The sequence below is a fragment of the Chryseobacterium sp. CS2K3 genome (genome assembly GCF_059515185.1).
Map to the genome: position 1 here is coordinate 253673 of NZ_JCAKRW010000005.1, position 14226 is coordinate 267898.

A 14226-nucleotide genomic window follows, 5' to 3' on the forward strand; every position below is an offset into this window, starting at 1 on the left:
GATATGAAACTGAACAAATTTTTACATCTTCTTTTTGCTTTTGCGCTTCTTTTAGGAGTTGCTTCTTGTAGTACAGACAGTACTTCTGAACAAGAAATGTTCTACGGAAACGGATTCTTAATTGCCAATGAAGGTAAGTATAATACACCAAGTGCAGAGGTAACTTTTGTGAGCTCAGACCTAAGCTTTAAGCAGGATAATATTTTTGGAGCAAATAACGGTGGTGCAAAGCTAGGTGATGTTTTACAGATGATTGCGTTCAATGGTAATAATGCTTATTTGTTATTGAATAACTCAAACAAAATTCAGATCGTTAACCGTTTTAGCTTTAAATCTGTTGGTGAAATTACAGCAGGATTGAAGACTCCCCGTTACATGACATTTGCTAAAAATAATATGTATGTGACCAACGATAAATATCTTGGAGCTAAATCTGTAAGTGTTTATAAATTATCTGATAATTCTTTGATTAAAGAAATTCCTTTTACAGATAATGCTGAAAGAATTGTAGAAGCGGGAGGTAATATTTTCGTACAGAATGCTACGGCAGGATTTGGTACTAAGATTTCTCTTATCAATACCACAACTAATACTGTTGACAAGACTATTTCCACACCAAACGGGGAAAATATCAAAAAGATTATTTCAAATAATCAGATTGTGTATGCTATCGCAGCAGGTACTGCAGACTCTTATATTTATCAGATCTCAAGTGCAGGTGATATTACAAAAACAACGACTTTAACAGGTATTAAAGATGCTACGAACCTAGAGATTTCAAACGGGAAGTTCTACTTCAGCTCAGATAGAAATGTGTATGCTATGGACATGACTGCAACCGCAGCACCTACTTCGCCTTTGTTTACTGTAGCTGCTAGTGCTCACGACTATTCAGATCTTTATGGATTTAATGTAGTGAATGGTTTAATCTTTACTTCTGATTCAAACGGATTTACAGAAGGAAGTAAAATCGTTGTTTACAATACTTCAGGATCTATAGTTAAAACGTTCTCTGCAGGAATTGGTTCTAACTCAGTATTCTGGAACTAAGAAATTAAATACGCGATGAAGTATTTAATATAATTTTTTATTTTTTCATCATTTGTGTTTTTTTCCGGGCGGGTTCATTTGAACCCGCCCGGCTTTGGTATATACATGAACATAAAATTTATATTCAAAATTTAATGATTAATAAGCGGATCTGAACTATACAAAAAAAGTACGGCTGGATAAAATATCCAGCCGTACTTTTTTATTGATATATATTTAGTTTGCTTTTAATCCCAGCTTTTCTGCTTCGGCAATAACAAACTTTGTAGCTTCTTCCTTTTCATTAGGAATTTCACCTTCAAGGATCGCTTCTTTTACCTTTTCTTTTAAGATTCCGATTTCACGTCCCGGTTGTAAGTTAAACATTCCCATGATCTCCTCCCCAGTGATAGGAGGCTGGAAGTTTCTTACCTGATCCTTTTCTTCCACTTCTTTGATCTTAACAGCCACATATTCAAAGTTTTTCTTGAATTTTTCCTGCTTTTTAGAATTTTTCGTGGTAATATCTGCCTTACAAAGCGTAAAAAGATCTTCAAGGTTTTCTCCGGCATCAAATAAAAGCCTTCTTAACGCAGAATCCGATGCATCATCCGTGATCAAGGCAATAGGTCTCGAAGAAAGTTTCACCATTTTCTGAACATACTTCATATCACTTCCCAATGGCAGCTTCAATCTCTGGAAAAGAGTTTTTGTCATTTTTGAGCCCAAAAATTCATGCCCGTGAAATGTCCAACCCGTTCCTTCCACAAATTTTTTCGTAGGAGCTTTTCCTATATCATGAAGTAATGCAGCCCAACGCAGCCAAAGATTATCAGTATTCAAAGAAATATTATCCACTACCTCAAGCGTATGGTAAAAGTTATCTTTGTGAGTCTGTCCTTCCACTTCTTCTACACCTTTAAGTTCAATCAATTCAGGAATAACAAGTTTTAAAAGTCCTGTCTGTTCCATCAATTTCAATCCTACAGAAGGTTTTTCTGACAACATAATCTTGTTAAACTCCACCATAATCCTTTCCATAGAAACAATCTTGATCCTTTCGGCTTCCTGTCTGATGGCGTTTAATGAATTTTCTTCAATGGTGAAATTTAAAGTGGAGGCAAAACGTACCGCTCTCATCATTCTCAATGGATCATCAGAATATGTTTGAGCAGGTTCTAAAGGTGTTCTTAAAATCTCCTTTTCCAGATCATCAATACCATTGAAAGGGTCAATCAAATCACCGAAATTATCTTTATTTAAAGAAATCGCCATCGCATTGATGGTAAAATCTCTTCTTTTTTGGTCATCTTCTAAAGTTCCGCCTTCTACCTCAGGCTTTCTGCTGTTTTCCGTATAGCTTTCTTTCCTTGCTCCTACAAATTCAAGTTCGAGATCTTTGTACTTGATCATTGCCGTTCTATAGGTTTTGAATACGGAAACTTTTAATTTAGGATCAATATCCTGAGCTACATTTTGAGCCAGCTCAATACCGCTTTGCTCCGTCACAAAATCAATATCCGTAGAGGCTTTTCTCTTCATCAGAAGATCACGAACATAACCACCGACGATGTATACCGACTGGTTATTTCTTTCTGCAGCTTCAGAAATTATTTTAAAAAGTTTTAAATTCTTATTTTGATTAAGATTAATTTTCATCGTTTATAATAGCGTCAATTTCTACGAAATGCGGTCATTAATCATAATGAGCATACATTTTATTTATTTTCCCTTCTTCATTAAAAAACATAACCTCTACAGCATGCTTATCCATAATAGACTTATAAAATAATGCTACAGAATCTACTCCTGCTGTGGAATGGATCAGATCAAAATGAAGATCCGGAAATTTATCCAAAGCCTTCCTCCAGTATTCACGAACTGCTGCTTTTCCTTGTAAAGAATTTTCTTTTCCTCCGGTGGCAAGAGCAATCATTGGAGTTGTAATTTCAATATCCTCAGCATAATGAGATAAAATACTCACCAAATCATGAGAGTTCCAGGCGTTTATCCACATTTGAGCAAATTCCTGATGATTCATAGCACACATTTTACGAGTTTGGGTTTTGCAAAGATAGAATTAAAAAAAAGAAATCCTGCCGATGTAAACTGACAAGACTCTAAAAAATCTATAAAGTAGAGCGAAGGCTGAAAGTTATGATTAAACTATTTTCCTTTAAGCTTCTTCTTAAAGCTTATGTTTTATTCTCTAAGAACTTTAATTCTATTGTCGCTCCATATTTTGATCACGGAAGAACCTGAGTATTTCGAAACTTTTTCTCTGTCTTCCTCCACAGCATAATCTACAAGTCCAACAATTTCTGAAGAAATGTCAGAAAATTTCAACGGACTTTTTTCACCACTGAAATTAGCCGAAGTAGAAACCAAAGGTTTATTCAGTTTTGTAATTAATTTTTTACAAAAATCATTTTTTACCAATCTTATCCCTATACTGCCATCTTCCGCAAGCAATTCTTTAGGCAGCCCTCTTGGATTTTCATAAACAATCGTTACCGGTTTTTCACTCAGATCAATAATCTCCCACGCCATTTCCGGAACATCCACCAAATCCTGAAGTCTTTTTTCAGATTCTACAAGAATGATCATAGATTTGTTCTTCTCACGCTTTTTAATATCAAAAATTTTATTGACAGCTTCTATATTAGTAGCATCACAACCTATTCCCCAAATAGTATCAGTAGGGTAAAGGATGGTTCCGCCAGATTTTAATACTTCTATAATATGTTCCATAATTGTATCGAATTCAAATCAGTTGATAAAGGTAGAAAATCTGTGTTTTTTAGACAAAAAATGATGAGGTAAATTTAGGTTTCGACTGAAGCCGATGATTGGTTGTAAATGTGAAAACGGGCTAAAGCCCGTTTCTATTGATGTTTATATGTGACAATGATGCATATATTCCTTTCGAGATTAAAAATAAGTTACTTGTATTGTTTTGATTGATTTAATGTTATTGATCAAATTCAATAGGAATGGGCTTCAGCCTATTCAACAATAAAATAAAAATCATCCGGCTTTAGCCGAAACGTATTCTACATCCATCCCAATTTGGATAAATACCTTTCCTCAATTATATTCAGGTGATGATAATTGTGTCCGATGATCAATTTACCGATTGTTTCTACCGAAATTTCGTGACTATTAGCAATACCTGTATTTTGTAAAGCAATAGGATTCATTGTTTCCAATAGGATTTTTGAAGATGCTCTTACTAACTTATATTCTTCTAAAAGAGATTCCAAAGATCTTTCGTTAGCATAGGACTTATCAGCATATTCGTTTTCGTCAAAACCGGGAAGATTGGATTTTTCGCCTCTTGCAAAGGCTAATATTCTGTATTGAAAAACTCTTTCGGTATCTGATAAATGCAGCAGGAGTCCTTTTAAGGTCCATTTACCTTCATCATACGCAAACTCAGACTGTTCTTCGGTAAGATTAGAGAAAATTCCTACGGTTTTTTCTTCTGATTTAGAAAGTTCTGCCAGCCAGTCTTGCGAGGGAATCAGGTCTAAATATCTTTGGATATATTTTTGAAAATCTGTCATGGTTTTAAAATTTTAATAATGGAAGGATTTAATAATATGAGAAAAACTATTTATTGGACCATTCATAGAAGTTTACAGAATCATAAAGTTCGAATCCGCAAGCCGGATATAATTGATTTCCAATATCATTACTTTTTCCGGTTTCAAGAAGGATTCCGCATGCCTTTGAAGTTTTGCATAATTCTTTTGCCTGTTCGATAAGTTCTTTTGAATATCCTTTACCTCTATATTTTTCATTGACATAAAGGTCATTTAACAGCCAGTAACGCTGCATTCTTGTAGATGAAAAGATGGGGTATAATTGAACAAAACCTGTTAATAAGCTATTCTCTTCCGCAACAAAAATTTCAGAATCTTTACTTTCCAGTCTGTCCTGAAGAAAAGTGCTGGCAGCAGGAATATCAGATTCCTTATGATAGAATATTCTGTATTGGTCAAAAAGTTTTGCAAGCTGAGGCAAATCGGTAATGATTGCTTTTCTCGTATTTTTCATAGGATATGGTGTGATAATAAAAATGAGAAAGATATTGAATCCTTCTCATTTTTAATTTATTTGATGTTTTAAGAAAAAGCTTTCTCAAGATCTGCAATAAGGTCTTCAGCATCTTCAATACCAACGCTTAAACGTACAAGGTCATCGGTGATTCCCAATTCAGCACGTTTTTCTGCCGGAATAGAAGCGTGAGTCATTAAAGCAGGGTGGTTCGCTAAAGATTCCACACCTCCTAAAGATTCCGCAAGGGTAAATACTCTTACTTTTTCTAAGAATTTGATTGCATCTTCCTTTTTTCCGGATTTGAAAGTGAATGAAACCATTCCTCCAGATTCCTTCATTTGAGATTTTGCCAATTCATATTGAGGATGAGACTCTAATCCCGGATAAATTACTTTATCAACTGCAGGGTGATTTTCCAGATATTTAGCTACAGCAAGACCATTATCAGAATGTCTCTGCATTCTTAAAGCCAAAGTTTTGATTCCTCTTAATACTAAATAAGAATCGTGAGGTCCTAAAATACCACCACTTGCAAACTGAATGAAGTGAAGTTTATCTCCCAATTCAGCATCTTTTGCAATAAGGGCTCCTGCAATGACATCAGAGTGACCGCCTAAATATTTGGTAGCAGAGTGCATTACAATATCAGCTCCCAGGTCAATTGGTCTTTGGATATAAGGAGTCGCAAAAGTATTGTCTACTGCTACTAAAATATCTTTTCCTTTAGCAACTTCTACAACAGCTTTGATATCCACTAATTTCATCAATGGGTTCGTTGGAGTTTCTACCCAGATCAATTTAGTTTTATCAGTGATTACATCGGCGATTTTAGAAACATCATCAAAATTTACGAACGTAAACTTCAGCTGATATTTTTCAAAAAGTCTTGTAAACATTCTGTAAGTACCTCCGTAAAGATCATCTACAGCAATTACTTCATCACCAGGGTTTAATAATTTTAAAACACAGTCGATTGCTGCAAGTCCGGAACCGAAAGCCAGACCTCTTGCTCCATTTTCAATACTTGCTAAAGAATCTTCCAATGCCTGTCTTGTAGGATTGGCTGCTCTTGAATATTCGTATCCGGAATGTACTCCAGGGCTTTTTTGTGCAAACGTAGAGGTTAAAAATACAGGAACATTTACAGAACCTGTTGCAGACTCATGATGCTGCCCTCCGTGAATTACTTTTGTATTAAAATTCATAATATTTTATAATTTACCAATCCAACAGTGTACCAATTTACCAATGTTTTAGAATTGTTACCCTGTTAAACTGTTTCATTGTTACATTTTTATTGTGAACGGTTTTACTTGATCGCTGATTTTACCGCAAATTCTTCCGCAAATTCTTCCATCCACTGAGCGATATCCTCTTCACCGGTTGCTCTTTGGTAGGTGTTTCCTAAAGATATTAAAATCTGGTGAATAAACATTTTCATTTGATCCACAGGCATTTCTTTTGTCCAAAGATCAATTCTTAGAGCCTCCATTGTTTTATCATCCCATACAGAGATCATGGTAGCTTTTGTCTCCTGCTTTTCAATACCTCCATCCTGAGCATTCCATGTGATATTTTCAGGAACGTGGTTCTCATCAAGCTCTACATCTATCGTAATCTGAGTTTTTCTCATTTCTCTATTTTTTCTAAATTCTAAATTTTCTATTATTTAAGTTTCGGTTTATAACCGGACTGATTAAAAATTGTTGTGGCATCCATTTTCAGGAAATCTATCAGTTTTGTTTCAGGTTTTTCCTTAAGGTAAGCCTTGCATATCTGCCATCCTGTATAAATTGCGATCTGTGGTGAAGATTCATTGTCTATCTCCGTATAAAACTTTGAAAATGGTCCCGGAGCAATAAAACGCTCGCCCAATCTCGGATCATCTCCAAACAGCAAATTGCTCTCCACAAAATAATTCCAGATGTTAGCTTCATTGTAAGTTGCCCATTCATACTGCTTTTGAGTATAATTTATTTTCAGATACTCAGGAAAGTCAGGAAGAAAAGCATCTTGTAAAATCATCACTTTTCCGTTTAAAATCACCTGATCAATGAATTTTTGATGATCAGCAGATTCCGTTACAATATTTTCAGCAAAAAGTCTGGAAACCTTAGGGACAATATTCTGAGGATTCATCGATTTTTGGAAATAAAGCTCTAATCCTTTATAATTCGGATTACCATCACCCATGAAACCTGAAATATCTATGAATAAAAGATTTCCTTTTTCATCATAAAAGATAGGATCCTGTACCATTTGCAATGCTGATGAAAACAGATATACCTTCGGACTTTTAGATTGCGGAAAATAATATTTGATATGTGAAAATAAATCCTGAAGTTCCTTTTGCAACCTAGCCTGATCGATCTTTCCGATTGCCTCCTTATAGATTTTTATTTCCTCAGCATCAGCTCTTCTTTTTGAAAAGTCAGCATCAGAAACCGTTCCCTGAAACCACGGAAATTTAGCCTTGAATTGATCCAAAGGCATATTTGGATTGTAAAATTCCTTTGAAATATCGGTCATTTCGATTTTTTCTGCAGGATTTTTTACTTCTACTTTCCATTGGTTTTCAGGTTCTTTTTTACAGGAATTCAGTCCCGCAACTAAAACAGAAGAAAGGGCAATATATCTGAAAATCTTCATTATTTTTACATGAATTTTAAGTTTACAAAAATAAACATTAAATAAACAACTCATGATGAAAATTAAAATATTTACAGTCCTAAGCATTATTTCAGGATGCACTCTTTTTTACGGGCAAAAGCTTGAATTTAAAGATAAAAACTTTGAAAAGGCAGTCGTTGAAAATTTCGATATGAATAAAGACGGGATGATCGATCAGTCTGAAGCAGAGCTGGTGAATAATTTATTCCTGGTTCAAAAAGGAATTACTTCTGCAGATGATTTGAATTTTTTTAAGAATGTAAAAATGATTATGCTTGATGATAACTCGATTCCTGCTATCAGTCTTAAAAATTTTGATAAGCTGGATCTGTTTTCATGTACAGGGTGTAAAACTTCCTCATTTAAAGCAGAAAATCTGATAAGGCTTGCCTCTTTATATGTAGATAATAACCTTCTCGAAAGCATTTCATTGAAAGGAACACCAAGAATTGATCAATTAACATTATCTTTAAATCAATTAAAAACAATAGATCTGTCTCAGCTTAAAAATCTAAAAAAGCTGAACGTTGAACATAATAAAATCCAAAAGTTAGATATTTCTGGAAATCCCGCTTTACAGACTTTAAATGTAGGAGGTAATAATATGAAAGAAACAGCTATTAAAAAAGGTATGAAAACCGATGTGACAATTTTTGGGACAGAAGAATAAAACTAATAATACCATGATACTAGAAACTGAAAGACTGATTTTAAGAAAGCTTGAAGATGAAGATTTTGAACGTATGTTTCTAATGGATTCCGATCCTGAAGTGATGAAATATCTTGGAACTCCTGTAAAAACTGTGGAGGAATCAAAGAATATTATCAAAATGATTCAAAAACAATACGAAGAAAACGGAGTCGGAAGATTGGCTGTGATTGAAAAGAAAAGCGGCTTGATGATAGGATGGAGTGGACTGAAATTATTGAAGCAGCCAATTAACGGACATGTGGATACCTTGGACCTCGGATACCGCTTCATTCCTGAGTTTTGGGGTAAAGGGTATGCCTGGGAAGCGGCGATTGCCTCATTGGAGTATGGTTTCAACGAACTGAATGCAGAGACCATCTATGCTTATGCCGATGCTGGAAATGCAGGTTCCAACTATATTCTGACAAAAATGGGTTTCGAAAATACTGGAGAGTTTGAAGATTCAGGAGTAAAGTGTTTCTGGTATAAATTAAAACATGAAAAATATAGTGAATGATAATAATAAGACAGGAAGAGAAAAAAGATCACCAGAATGTTTTTCATCTGATAGAAGAAGCATTTAGAAATATGGAATATAGTGATCATCAGGAACATTTTCTTGTTGAAAAACTAAGAGATTCCGATGCTTTTATTCCTGAACTTTCATTAGTGGCAGAAGATGAAAATGGCAATATTGCAGGTCATATTCTGTTGACAAAACTTAAAATTGTAAACGATTCGGAATCTTATGAATCTCTCGCTTTGGCTCCGGTTTCCGTAAAGCCTGAGTTTCAGAATCAGGGGATTGGCGGACAACTGATCCTTGAGGGACACCGCATTGCCAGAGAATTGGGATATCAATCCGTCATCCTGATTGGGCATGAAAAATATTATCCAAAGTTTGGTTACGAAAAAACAAGTAATTTTGGAATTTCGTTTCCGTTTGACATTCCGGAAGAAAATGGAATGGCAGTTGAACTTGTACCGGACGGATTAAAAAATAAAAAAGGAGTAGTAAAATATCCTAAAGAATTTGGAATAGACTAAAAAAATATAAACGATGCAGACACAAAAAGTGATAGATCATATCGTTGGATGGTTGAAAGAGTATGCAACCAAAGCCAGAGTAAACGGATATGTAATAGGAGTTTCAGGAGGAGTAGATTCAGGAGTGGTTTCTACATTGGCAGCAATGACAGGATTGAAAACATTACTGATCGAAATGCCGATCCGCCAGAAAGCTGACCAGGTAGACCGCGCAAAAGATCACATGGAAGACCTGAAATCAAGATTTCCAAATGTTGAGACAATGTCTGTAGATCTTACGCCTGCTTTTGAAGAACTCTACAAAACTTTTGATGTAAACGAAGAACTTTATCCAAACGAAAAACTGGCATTTGCCAATACGAGATCCCGTTTGAGAATGTTGACTCTTTATTATTATGGGCAGTTGAACGGACTTCTTGTATGCGGGACCGGAAATAAAGTAGAGGATTTCGGTATCGGATTCTATACAAAATACGGTGATGGCGGAGTAGACGTTTCTCCAATTGCAGATCTTTATAAAACTGAGGTTTATACTTTGGCAAAAGGCTTAAATCTTATTAAAAGCATTCAGGAAGCAATTCCTACAGACGGACTTTGGGATGTGGACAGAACGGATGAACAACAAATCGGAGCAACTTATCCCGAATTAGAAAAAATTCAGAAAGAATACGGATCCAAAACAGCCGAAGATTACGAAGGAAGAGATAAAGAAGTATTCTTAATTTTTGACAGAATGCATAAAGCTGCAAAACATAAGATGGAACCTATTCCAATCTGTGATATTCCTGAAGAATGGAGAGAATCATAAATTAAATGTAATCATATAACAACGTAGCAGTTTACCAGTAACCGTTACGTTGTTTACATTATTAAATTACTACTATGAACAGTAAAATAAGAGCGGTGCTTTTCATGTGTCTGGGGCTTCTTTTCGGAATGTCTGTGATGTATGTCTATAAAAATTTTATTGAAGATAAAAAAGATGCCTCCAAAACAGAAACGGTAAGCTATGGAAGTTCTTCCCTGGATGAATACAATAGTGGAAAAAGCTCCTCTGTTCAGGCTTCTATCGATCAGCTTACCGAAGAAAAAACAGTGATTAGCTATGTAAAGCAAAATCATAGATTACCAGATTATTATATCACAAAAGCTGAAGCAAGAAAACAAGGCTGGAACCCTTCAAAAGGTAATCTTTGCGATGTACTTCCCGGAAAAGCAATTGGAGGTGATAAGTTCGGAAACAGAGAAGAAAGACTACCTGACGGAGAAAAATATTTCGAAGCAGATGTAAATTATCACTGTGGAGGAAGAAATGCAGACCGAATCATTTACACAAAAGATGGTGAGGTCTATCTGACTAAAAATCATTATAAAAGTTTTGAAAAGCAGTAAGCAGTCGTTGTAATGACCTGCATAAATTTGTTTTAAAATGGTCATAAGTATTACCTTTGGAGAATAAATCTTTTTTACATATTTAATCGGTAAAAATTGAAAATTTAGTTCAGTATGAAAACAGTATATATAGATTTTACAGAGATAGGCGATTATGAAGATTTTTATGCCCAGCTAAAAGAAAAAGTTCAGCTTCCTGAGCACTTTGGGGATAATCTTGATGCGCTTTTTGATACCATTACCGGAGATTTGGAAATGCCATTTCATCTTGAGTTCGTTAACATGACTGTAGATCAGTTAGAAATTTTTGAAGATCTTCTGACTACGCTGGAAGATGCGGAAGAAGAAGTTGAAGATTTCACATTCAGCTACTATCTTGAACAGTATGAAGACGATGAAGACGAAGATGAAACTGAAGATTAATCGGTAATTGAAATAAAAATACAAGAGGTTGTTTTAGAGATAAAATAACCTCTTTTTTTGCCACGGATGCACGAATAAATTATATAAACGCCTAAGTTTAAGGTAAAAAATTTTCTGCATTTTGATCAATATATTACTTTAAAAAATCCAAGAGATAAGAAAAAAATTGTGCTTTCGCGGCAAAAAAAGGTGGTTTTATTATGCCGAAAGAAGTTATGATATTGTAAGCAAAAAAACCAACAGAATACTGTTGGTTTAATGATGAAATCATCGTGTAAGTCCATATTAGTTTAAATACCACAACGAGAATTGAATATTTAATCAGACTATCACTAGCCTTTTACGATTTATAGTTTTACCTCCCTATAAAAATGTTGAGTCGAAATAGAAAGGTAGCAAGTCTTTCACTGCATGTACTTTCACAACTTCCTCATTCATGCTTGAGAAATAAAGATCAATGTCCTCGTTTTGTTTCGTTTCATACTCAATTAAGCTTTGACGGCAGGCACCACAAGGTGGAATCGGAGGGTTTTTCTCATGAAACTCCTTAGGACCACCCACTACGAAGATCTTTTTTACCTTCATATTAGGAAAGTTAGCCGCTACCCAGAAAAGAGTTGTTCTCTCAGCACAAAGTCCTGATGGAAAAGCTGCATTTTCCTGATTGTTTCCAGAGTATATTTCACCGTTTTCCAACAGTACAGCACATCCTACAAAAAACTGAGAGTAGGGTGCATAAGCATTTTCGCGCGCCTCTTTGGCTCTTTCGAATAATTTTTTTTCTATATCGCTCAGCTCGTTGCTATTTTTAAAATATTCGTAACTGATCTGTATGTCTTTTTTCATATATTGTAGACTAAAAAAGGGGGGTAAAATTAGTTCTTTTTAATGAAGTGGGCAATATTTTATTCTCCTCATGATAAAGTTCAACTTTTTAAAAGATTAAAATGTTATATACCCCAATACAATTCAGAAATGTAGAGTTAAAAAACCGCTGGGTAATGTCTCCTATGTGTATGTATTCATGCGAAAACGGATTGGCAAACGACTTTCATTTCGTACATTATGGAAGCAGAGCGCAAGGTGGAACAGGCTTACTTGTTGTGGAAGCAACCGGCGTAGAACCCCAAGGAAGAATTACCAATCATTGTATGGGAATCTGGAATGATGAACAGGCAGAAAAACTACAGAGAATTGTGGAATTTGTACATCAGAACTCAGACAGTAAAATCGGGATTCAGCTAGCGCATGCAGGGCGAAAAGGTTCCACATGGAATAATCAGCAAATCTCCATTGAAGAAGGTTGGGAAACAATTGCGCCAAGTTCCATTCCTTATCATCCTACAGAAAGAATTCCTCATGCATTGAGTACAGATGAGGTAAAAGAGCTTGTACGAAGTTTCCAAAAAGCAGCCCAAAGAGCAGTAAAGGCAGGCTTTGATGTTATTGAAATTCACGGAGCGCATGGATACCTTATTCACCAGTTTTTATCACCTCTTTCCAATATCAGAACAGATGAATATGGCGGAAGTTTCGAAAACAGAATTCGCTTTCTTATTGAAATTGTAGATGCCGTAAATGAAGAATTAAATGAAAATACAGCCCTTTTTGTAAGAATTTCAGGAACTGAATATGCCGAAAATGGTTGGGATATTCAGGATAGTGTTGCCTTGGCAAAAATATTAAAAGAACATTCCGTGGACCTTGTAGATGTATCAAGTGGCGGTAATATTCATGGTGCAAAAATCTCTGTTTTTAACGGATATCAGGTTCCTTTTTCTGAACAGGTTAAACGTGAAGCTGATGTGAAAACCGGCGCTGTAGGGTTAATTACCCAAACAGAACAGGCTGAAGAAATTTTACAGAAAGATGAAGCTGATCTGATCTTTGTAGCAAGAGAAATTCTGAGAAATCCATATATCGCAGTTCAGGGTTCTTTTGAAATGAAGGAAAACTGCTTCTTTCCTCATCAGTATACCAGAGCAAAAATTTCATTATAATCCGGTTCAATATACTATAATCTTACAGAAATGAATATTGAAGATTTCATGCTGTCCTGCCCCAGTAAAAAGTTCCTTGGTGTAGAATGCCTTGGCTGTGGTGCCCAGCGTGCTATTGTTCTGGTATTTCAAGGGAAATTTTCAGAAGCTTTTCAGATGTATCCTGCTGTATATACTTTATTGGTGCTTTTTTTATTCATAATCCTAAGTTTTATTGATAAGAAAAGAAAATATAGCCCTATTATCATGGGATTGATTGCCCTGAATATTGTGATAGCCGTCATTTCTTATGTTTATAAACATTATTGATTTTTTTTTGAAAAACTATAAAAATTAGGATCTTTTTTTATGTTTAATATAATTTCGTTAGAATCGGAATCGTAGAACTACTACAATTTTTAAAACTGTTGCCAAAAAACTTTTTAAATTAGAACTTGAAGTCTATCTTTGTTATATAGATCCTATTTACGGGAACTATGATTAATGATAAAAATTTAAGAATATGGCAGGAAATTCAAGAGGAATCTTAAAATTCAATGGAGGTGAAGGTCAGAAGTTATTAAAGCTTAACTACAGTGTATCGAGAGCTACAGATGTTTCAGGACGTGTAGCATCAGATCCGTCAAATGCCCTTATTAAAGTAACCATCGAAGCAACAGAAAAATCTGATGTTTTGGAAAGTTTACTGAACAGCAAATATAAGCCAACAACCGGAGAAATTAATTTCAACAAATCTCACGAAGAAGGAACTCTGATCACTTTGAAATGGGAAAATGGATATGTAATTCAGCACGAAGTTGATTTTGATGCAATAGACAGCAACAATATGCTGATCAGTTTTGTAATAAGCGCTGAAACGATTACTTACGGAAATTCAGCTTATGAAGGACTTTGGCCAATGAGCTAAATCTT

The 14226-nt window shown here is 35.0% G+C and carries 19 protein-coding genes; 10 read left to right on the top strand and 9 right to left on the bottom strand.

The window, feature by feature from the left end; all coding sequences use genetic code 11:
• The first annotated feature begins 3 nt into the window (after positions 1 to 3).
• Positions 4 to 1050 carry a YncE family protein gene (locus AC5YGG_RS10745; RefSeq protein WP_496144496.1) on the top strand — a complete coding sequence of 349 codons (1047 nt, stop codon included), beginning with the start codon at positions 4 to 6 and terminating at the stop codon, positions 1048 to 1050.
• Between the two features lie 216 nt (positions 1051 to 1266).
• Here AC5YGG_RS10745 and AC5YGG_RS10750 read toward each other — a convergent pair whose 3' ends face one another.
• The 8 genes from AC5YGG_RS10750 to gldB all read right to left on the bottom strand — a co-directional run bounded on the left by AC5YGG_RS10750 (position 1267) and on the right by gldB (position 7740).
• Positions 1267 to 2688 (bottom strand): CCA tRNA nucleotidyltransferase, encoded by a 1422-nt coding sequence (locus AC5YGG_RS10750; RefSeq protein WP_496144497.1) that lies wholly within the window; start codon positions 2686 to 2688, stop codon positions 1267 to 1269.
• A gap of 37 nt (positions 2689 to 2725) precedes the next feature.
• The gene (locus AC5YGG_RS10755; RefSeq protein WP_496144498.1) at positions 2726 to 3070 is read right to left on the bottom strand and encodes a nuclear transport factor 2 family protein; all 345 of its coding nucleotides are present in this window, start codon (positions 3068 to 3070) and stop codon (positions 2726 to 2728) included.
• A 161-nt stretch (positions 3071 to 3231) separates the two neighbouring features.
• Positions 3232 to 3780: an L-threonylcarbamoyladenylate synthase gene (locus AC5YGG_RS10760; protein ID WP_496144499.1), complete on the bottom strand. Its 549-nt coding sequence runs from the start codon at positions 3778 to 3780 to the stop codon at positions 3232 to 3234.
• 302 nt (positions 3781 to 4082) lie between these two features.
• Positions 4083 to 4595: a DinB family protein gene (locus tag AC5YGG_RS10765; protein WP_496144500.1), complete on the bottom strand. Its 513-nt coding sequence runs from the start codon at positions 4593 to 4595 to the stop codon at positions 4083 to 4085.
• A gap of 46 nt (positions 4596 to 4641) precedes the next feature.
• Positions 4642 to 5088, bottom strand: coding sequence for a GNAT family N-acetyltransferase (locus AC5YGG_RS10770; protein ID WP_496144501.1), 447 nt, complete (start codon positions 5086 to 5088; stop codon positions 4642 to 4644).
• Between the two features lie 68 nt (positions 5089 to 5156).
• Complete coding sequence (locus AC5YGG_RS10775) at positions 5157 to 6296, bottom strand: cystathionine gamma-synthase (RefSeq protein ID WP_496144502.1); 1140 nt, start codon at positions 6294 to 6296, stop codon at positions 5157 to 5159.
• Positions 6297 to 6400: 104 nt separating this feature from the next.
• Complete coding sequence (gldC, locus tag AC5YGG_RS10780) at positions 6401 to 6724, bottom strand: gliding motility protein GldC (RefSeq protein WP_496144503.1); 324 nt, start codon at positions 6722 to 6724, stop codon at positions 6401 to 6403.
• A 32-nt stretch (positions 6725 to 6756) separates the two neighbouring features.
• Positions 6757 to 7740: a gliding motility lipoprotein GldB gene (gene gldB / locus AC5YGG_RS10785; protein WP_496144504.1), complete on the bottom strand. Its 984-nt coding sequence runs from the start codon at positions 7738 to 7740 to the stop codon at positions 6757 to 6759.
• Between the two features lie 52 nt (positions 7741 to 7792).
• Here gldB and AC5YGG_RS10790 point away from each other — a divergent pair, with 52 nt between their 5' ends.
• The 6 genes from AC5YGG_RS10790 (at position 7793) to AC5YGG_RS10815 (ending at position 11314) form a co-directional block, all read left to right on the top strand.
• Positions 7793 to 8431, top strand: coding sequence for a leucine-rich repeat domain-containing protein (locus AC5YGG_RS10790; RefSeq protein ID WP_496144505.1), 639 nt, complete (start codon positions 7793 to 7795; stop codon positions 8429 to 8431).
• A 13-nt stretch (positions 8432 to 8444) separates the two neighbouring features.
• The gene (locus tag AC5YGG_RS10795; RefSeq protein WP_496144506.1) at positions 8445 to 8969 is read left to right on the top strand and encodes a GNAT family N-acetyltransferase; all 525 of its coding nucleotides are present in this window, start codon (positions 8445 to 8447) and stop codon (positions 8967 to 8969) included.
• Positions 8966 to 9499: a GNAT family N-acetyltransferase gene (locus tag AC5YGG_RS10800; RefSeq protein ID WP_496144507.1), complete on the top strand. Its 534-nt coding sequence runs from the start codon at positions 8966 to 8968 to the stop codon at positions 9497 to 9499. The genes AC5YGG_RS10795 and AC5YGG_RS10800 overlap by 4 nt, the downstream gene beginning before the upstream one ends.
• Before the next feature lie 13 nt (positions 9500 to 9512).
• Positions 9513 to 10307, top strand: coding sequence for an NAD(+) synthase (gene nadE, locus AC5YGG_RS10805; protein WP_496144508.1), 795 nt, complete (start codon positions 9513 to 9515; stop codon positions 10305 to 10307).
• Positions 10308 to 10381: 74 nt separating this feature from the next.
• On the top strand, positions 10382 to 10891 hold the full coding sequence (locus AC5YGG_RS10810; RefSeq protein ID WP_496144509.1) for a ribonuclease domain-containing protein: 510 nt from the start codon (positions 10382 to 10384) through the stop codon (positions 10889 to 10891).
• 114 nt (positions 10892 to 11005) lie between these two features.
• On the top strand, positions 11006 to 11314 hold the full coding sequence (locus AC5YGG_RS10815) for a barstar family protein (protein WP_496144510.1): 309 nt from the start codon (positions 11006 to 11008) through the stop codon (positions 11312 to 11314).
• Positions 11315 to 11677: 363 nt separating this feature from the next.
• Here AC5YGG_RS10815 and AC5YGG_RS10820 read toward each other — a convergent pair whose 3' ends face one another.
• Entirely contained in the window at positions 11678 to 12160 is a 483-nt protein-coding gene (locus AC5YGG_RS10820; protein WP_496144511.1) for a cytidine deaminase, read from the bottom strand.
• Positions 12161 to 12261: 101 nt separating this feature from the next.
• Here AC5YGG_RS10820 and namA point away from each other — a divergent pair, with 101 nt between their 5' ends.
• The 3 genes from namA (at position 12262) to tssD (ending at position 14221) form a co-directional block, all read left to right on the top strand.
• Positions 12262 to 13314: an NADPH dehydrogenase NamA gene (gene namA, locus AC5YGG_RS10825; protein ID WP_496144512.1), complete on the top strand. Its 1053-nt coding sequence runs from the start codon at positions 12262 to 12264 to the stop codon at positions 13312 to 13314.
• A gap of 30 nt (positions 13315 to 13344) precedes the next feature.
• The gene (locus tag AC5YGG_RS10830) at positions 13345 to 13623 is read left to right on the top strand and encodes a DUF2752 domain-containing protein (RefSeq protein WP_496144513.1); all 279 of its coding nucleotides are present in this window, start codon (positions 13345 to 13347) and stop codon (positions 13621 to 13623) included.
• A gap of 193 nt (positions 13624 to 13816) precedes the next feature.
• On the top strand, positions 13817 to 14221 hold the full coding sequence (gene tssD, locus AC5YGG_RS10835) for a type VI secretion system tube protein TssD (RefSeq protein WP_065396102.1): 405 nt from the start codon (positions 13817 to 13819) through the stop codon (positions 14219 to 14221).
• Positions 14222 to 14226: the final 5 nt, after the last annotated feature.

What these genes read in the sequence shown, in the direction of transcription:
- AC5YGG_RS10765 (WP_496144500.1), bottom strand. Translation starts at nt 4,595, where the DNA reads ATGACAGATTTTCAAAAATATATCCAAAGATATTTAGACCTGATTCCC.
- AC5YGG_RS10815 (WP_496144510.1), top strand. Translation starts at nt 11,006, where the DNA reads ATGAAAACAGTATATATAGATTTTACAGAGATAGGCGATTATGAAGAT.
- AC5YGG_RS10795 (WP_496144506.1), top strand. Translation starts at nt 8,445, where the DNA reads ATGATACTAGAAACTGAAAGACTGATTTTAAGAAAGCTTGAAGATGAA.
- AC5YGG_RS10770 (WP_496144501.1), bottom strand. Translation starts at nt 5,088, where the DNA reads ATGAAAAATACGAGAAAAGCAATCATTACCGATTTGCCTCAGCTTGCA.
- AC5YGG_RS10800 (WP_496144507.1), top strand. Translation starts at nt 8,966, where the DNA reads ATGATAATAATAAGACAGGAAGAGAAAAAAGATCACCAGAATGTTTTT.
- tssD (WP_065396102.1), top strand. Translation starts at nt 13,817, where the DNA reads ATGGCAGGAAATTCAAGAGGAATCTTAAAATTCAATGGAGGTGAAGGT.
- AC5YGG_RS10830 (WP_496144513.1), top strand. Translation starts at nt 13,345, where the DNA reads ATGAATATTGAAGATTTCATGCTGTCCTGCCCCAGTAAAAAGTTCCTT.
- nadE (WP_496144508.1), top strand. Translation starts at nt 9,513, where the DNA reads ATGCAGACACAAAAAGTGATAGATCATATCGTTGGATGGTTGAAAGAG.
- gldB (WP_496144504.1), bottom strand. Translation starts at nt 7,740, where the DNA reads ATGAAGATTTTCAGATATATTGCCCTTTCTTCTGTTTTAGTTGCGGGA.
- AC5YGG_RS10820 (WP_496144511.1), bottom strand. Translation starts at nt 12,160, where the DNA reads ATGAAAAAAGACATACAGATCAGTTACGAATATTTTAAAAATAGCAAC.
- AC5YGG_RS10745 (WP_496144496.1), top strand. Translation starts at nt 4, where the DNA reads ATGAAACTGAACAAATTTTTACATCTTCTTTTTGCTTTTGCGCTTCTT.
- AC5YGG_RS10760 (WP_496144499.1), bottom strand. Translation starts at nt 3,780, where the DNA reads ATGGAACATATTATAGAAGTATTAAAATCTGGCGGAACCATCCTTTAC.
- AC5YGG_RS10755 (WP_496144498.1), bottom strand. Translation starts at nt 3,070, where the DNA reads ATGAATCATCAGGAATTTGCTCAAATGTGGATAAACGCCTGGAACTCT.
- AC5YGG_RS10810 (WP_496144509.1), top strand. Translation starts at nt 10,382, where the DNA reads ATGAACAGTAAAATAAGAGCGGTGCTTTTCATGTGTCTGGGGCTTCTT.
- gldC (WP_496144503.1), bottom strand. Translation starts at nt 6,724, where the DNA reads ATGAGAAAAACTCAGATTACGATAGATGTAGAGCTTGATGAGAACCAC.
- AC5YGG_RS10775 (WP_496144502.1), bottom strand. Translation starts at nt 6,296, where the DNA reads ATGAATTTTAATACAAAAGTAATTCACGGAGGGCAGCATCATGAGTCT.
- namA (WP_496144512.1), top strand. Translation starts at nt 12,262, where the DNA reads ATGTTATATACCCCAATACAATTCAGAAATGTAGAGTTAAAAAACCGC.
- AC5YGG_RS10750 (WP_496144497.1), bottom strand. Translation starts at nt 2,688, where the DNA reads ATGAAAATTAATCTTAATCAAAATAAGAATTTAAAACTTTTTAAAATA.
- AC5YGG_RS10790 (WP_496144505.1), top strand. Translation starts at nt 7,793, where the DNA reads ATGATGAAAATTAAAATATTTACAGTCCTAAGCATTATTTCAGGATGC.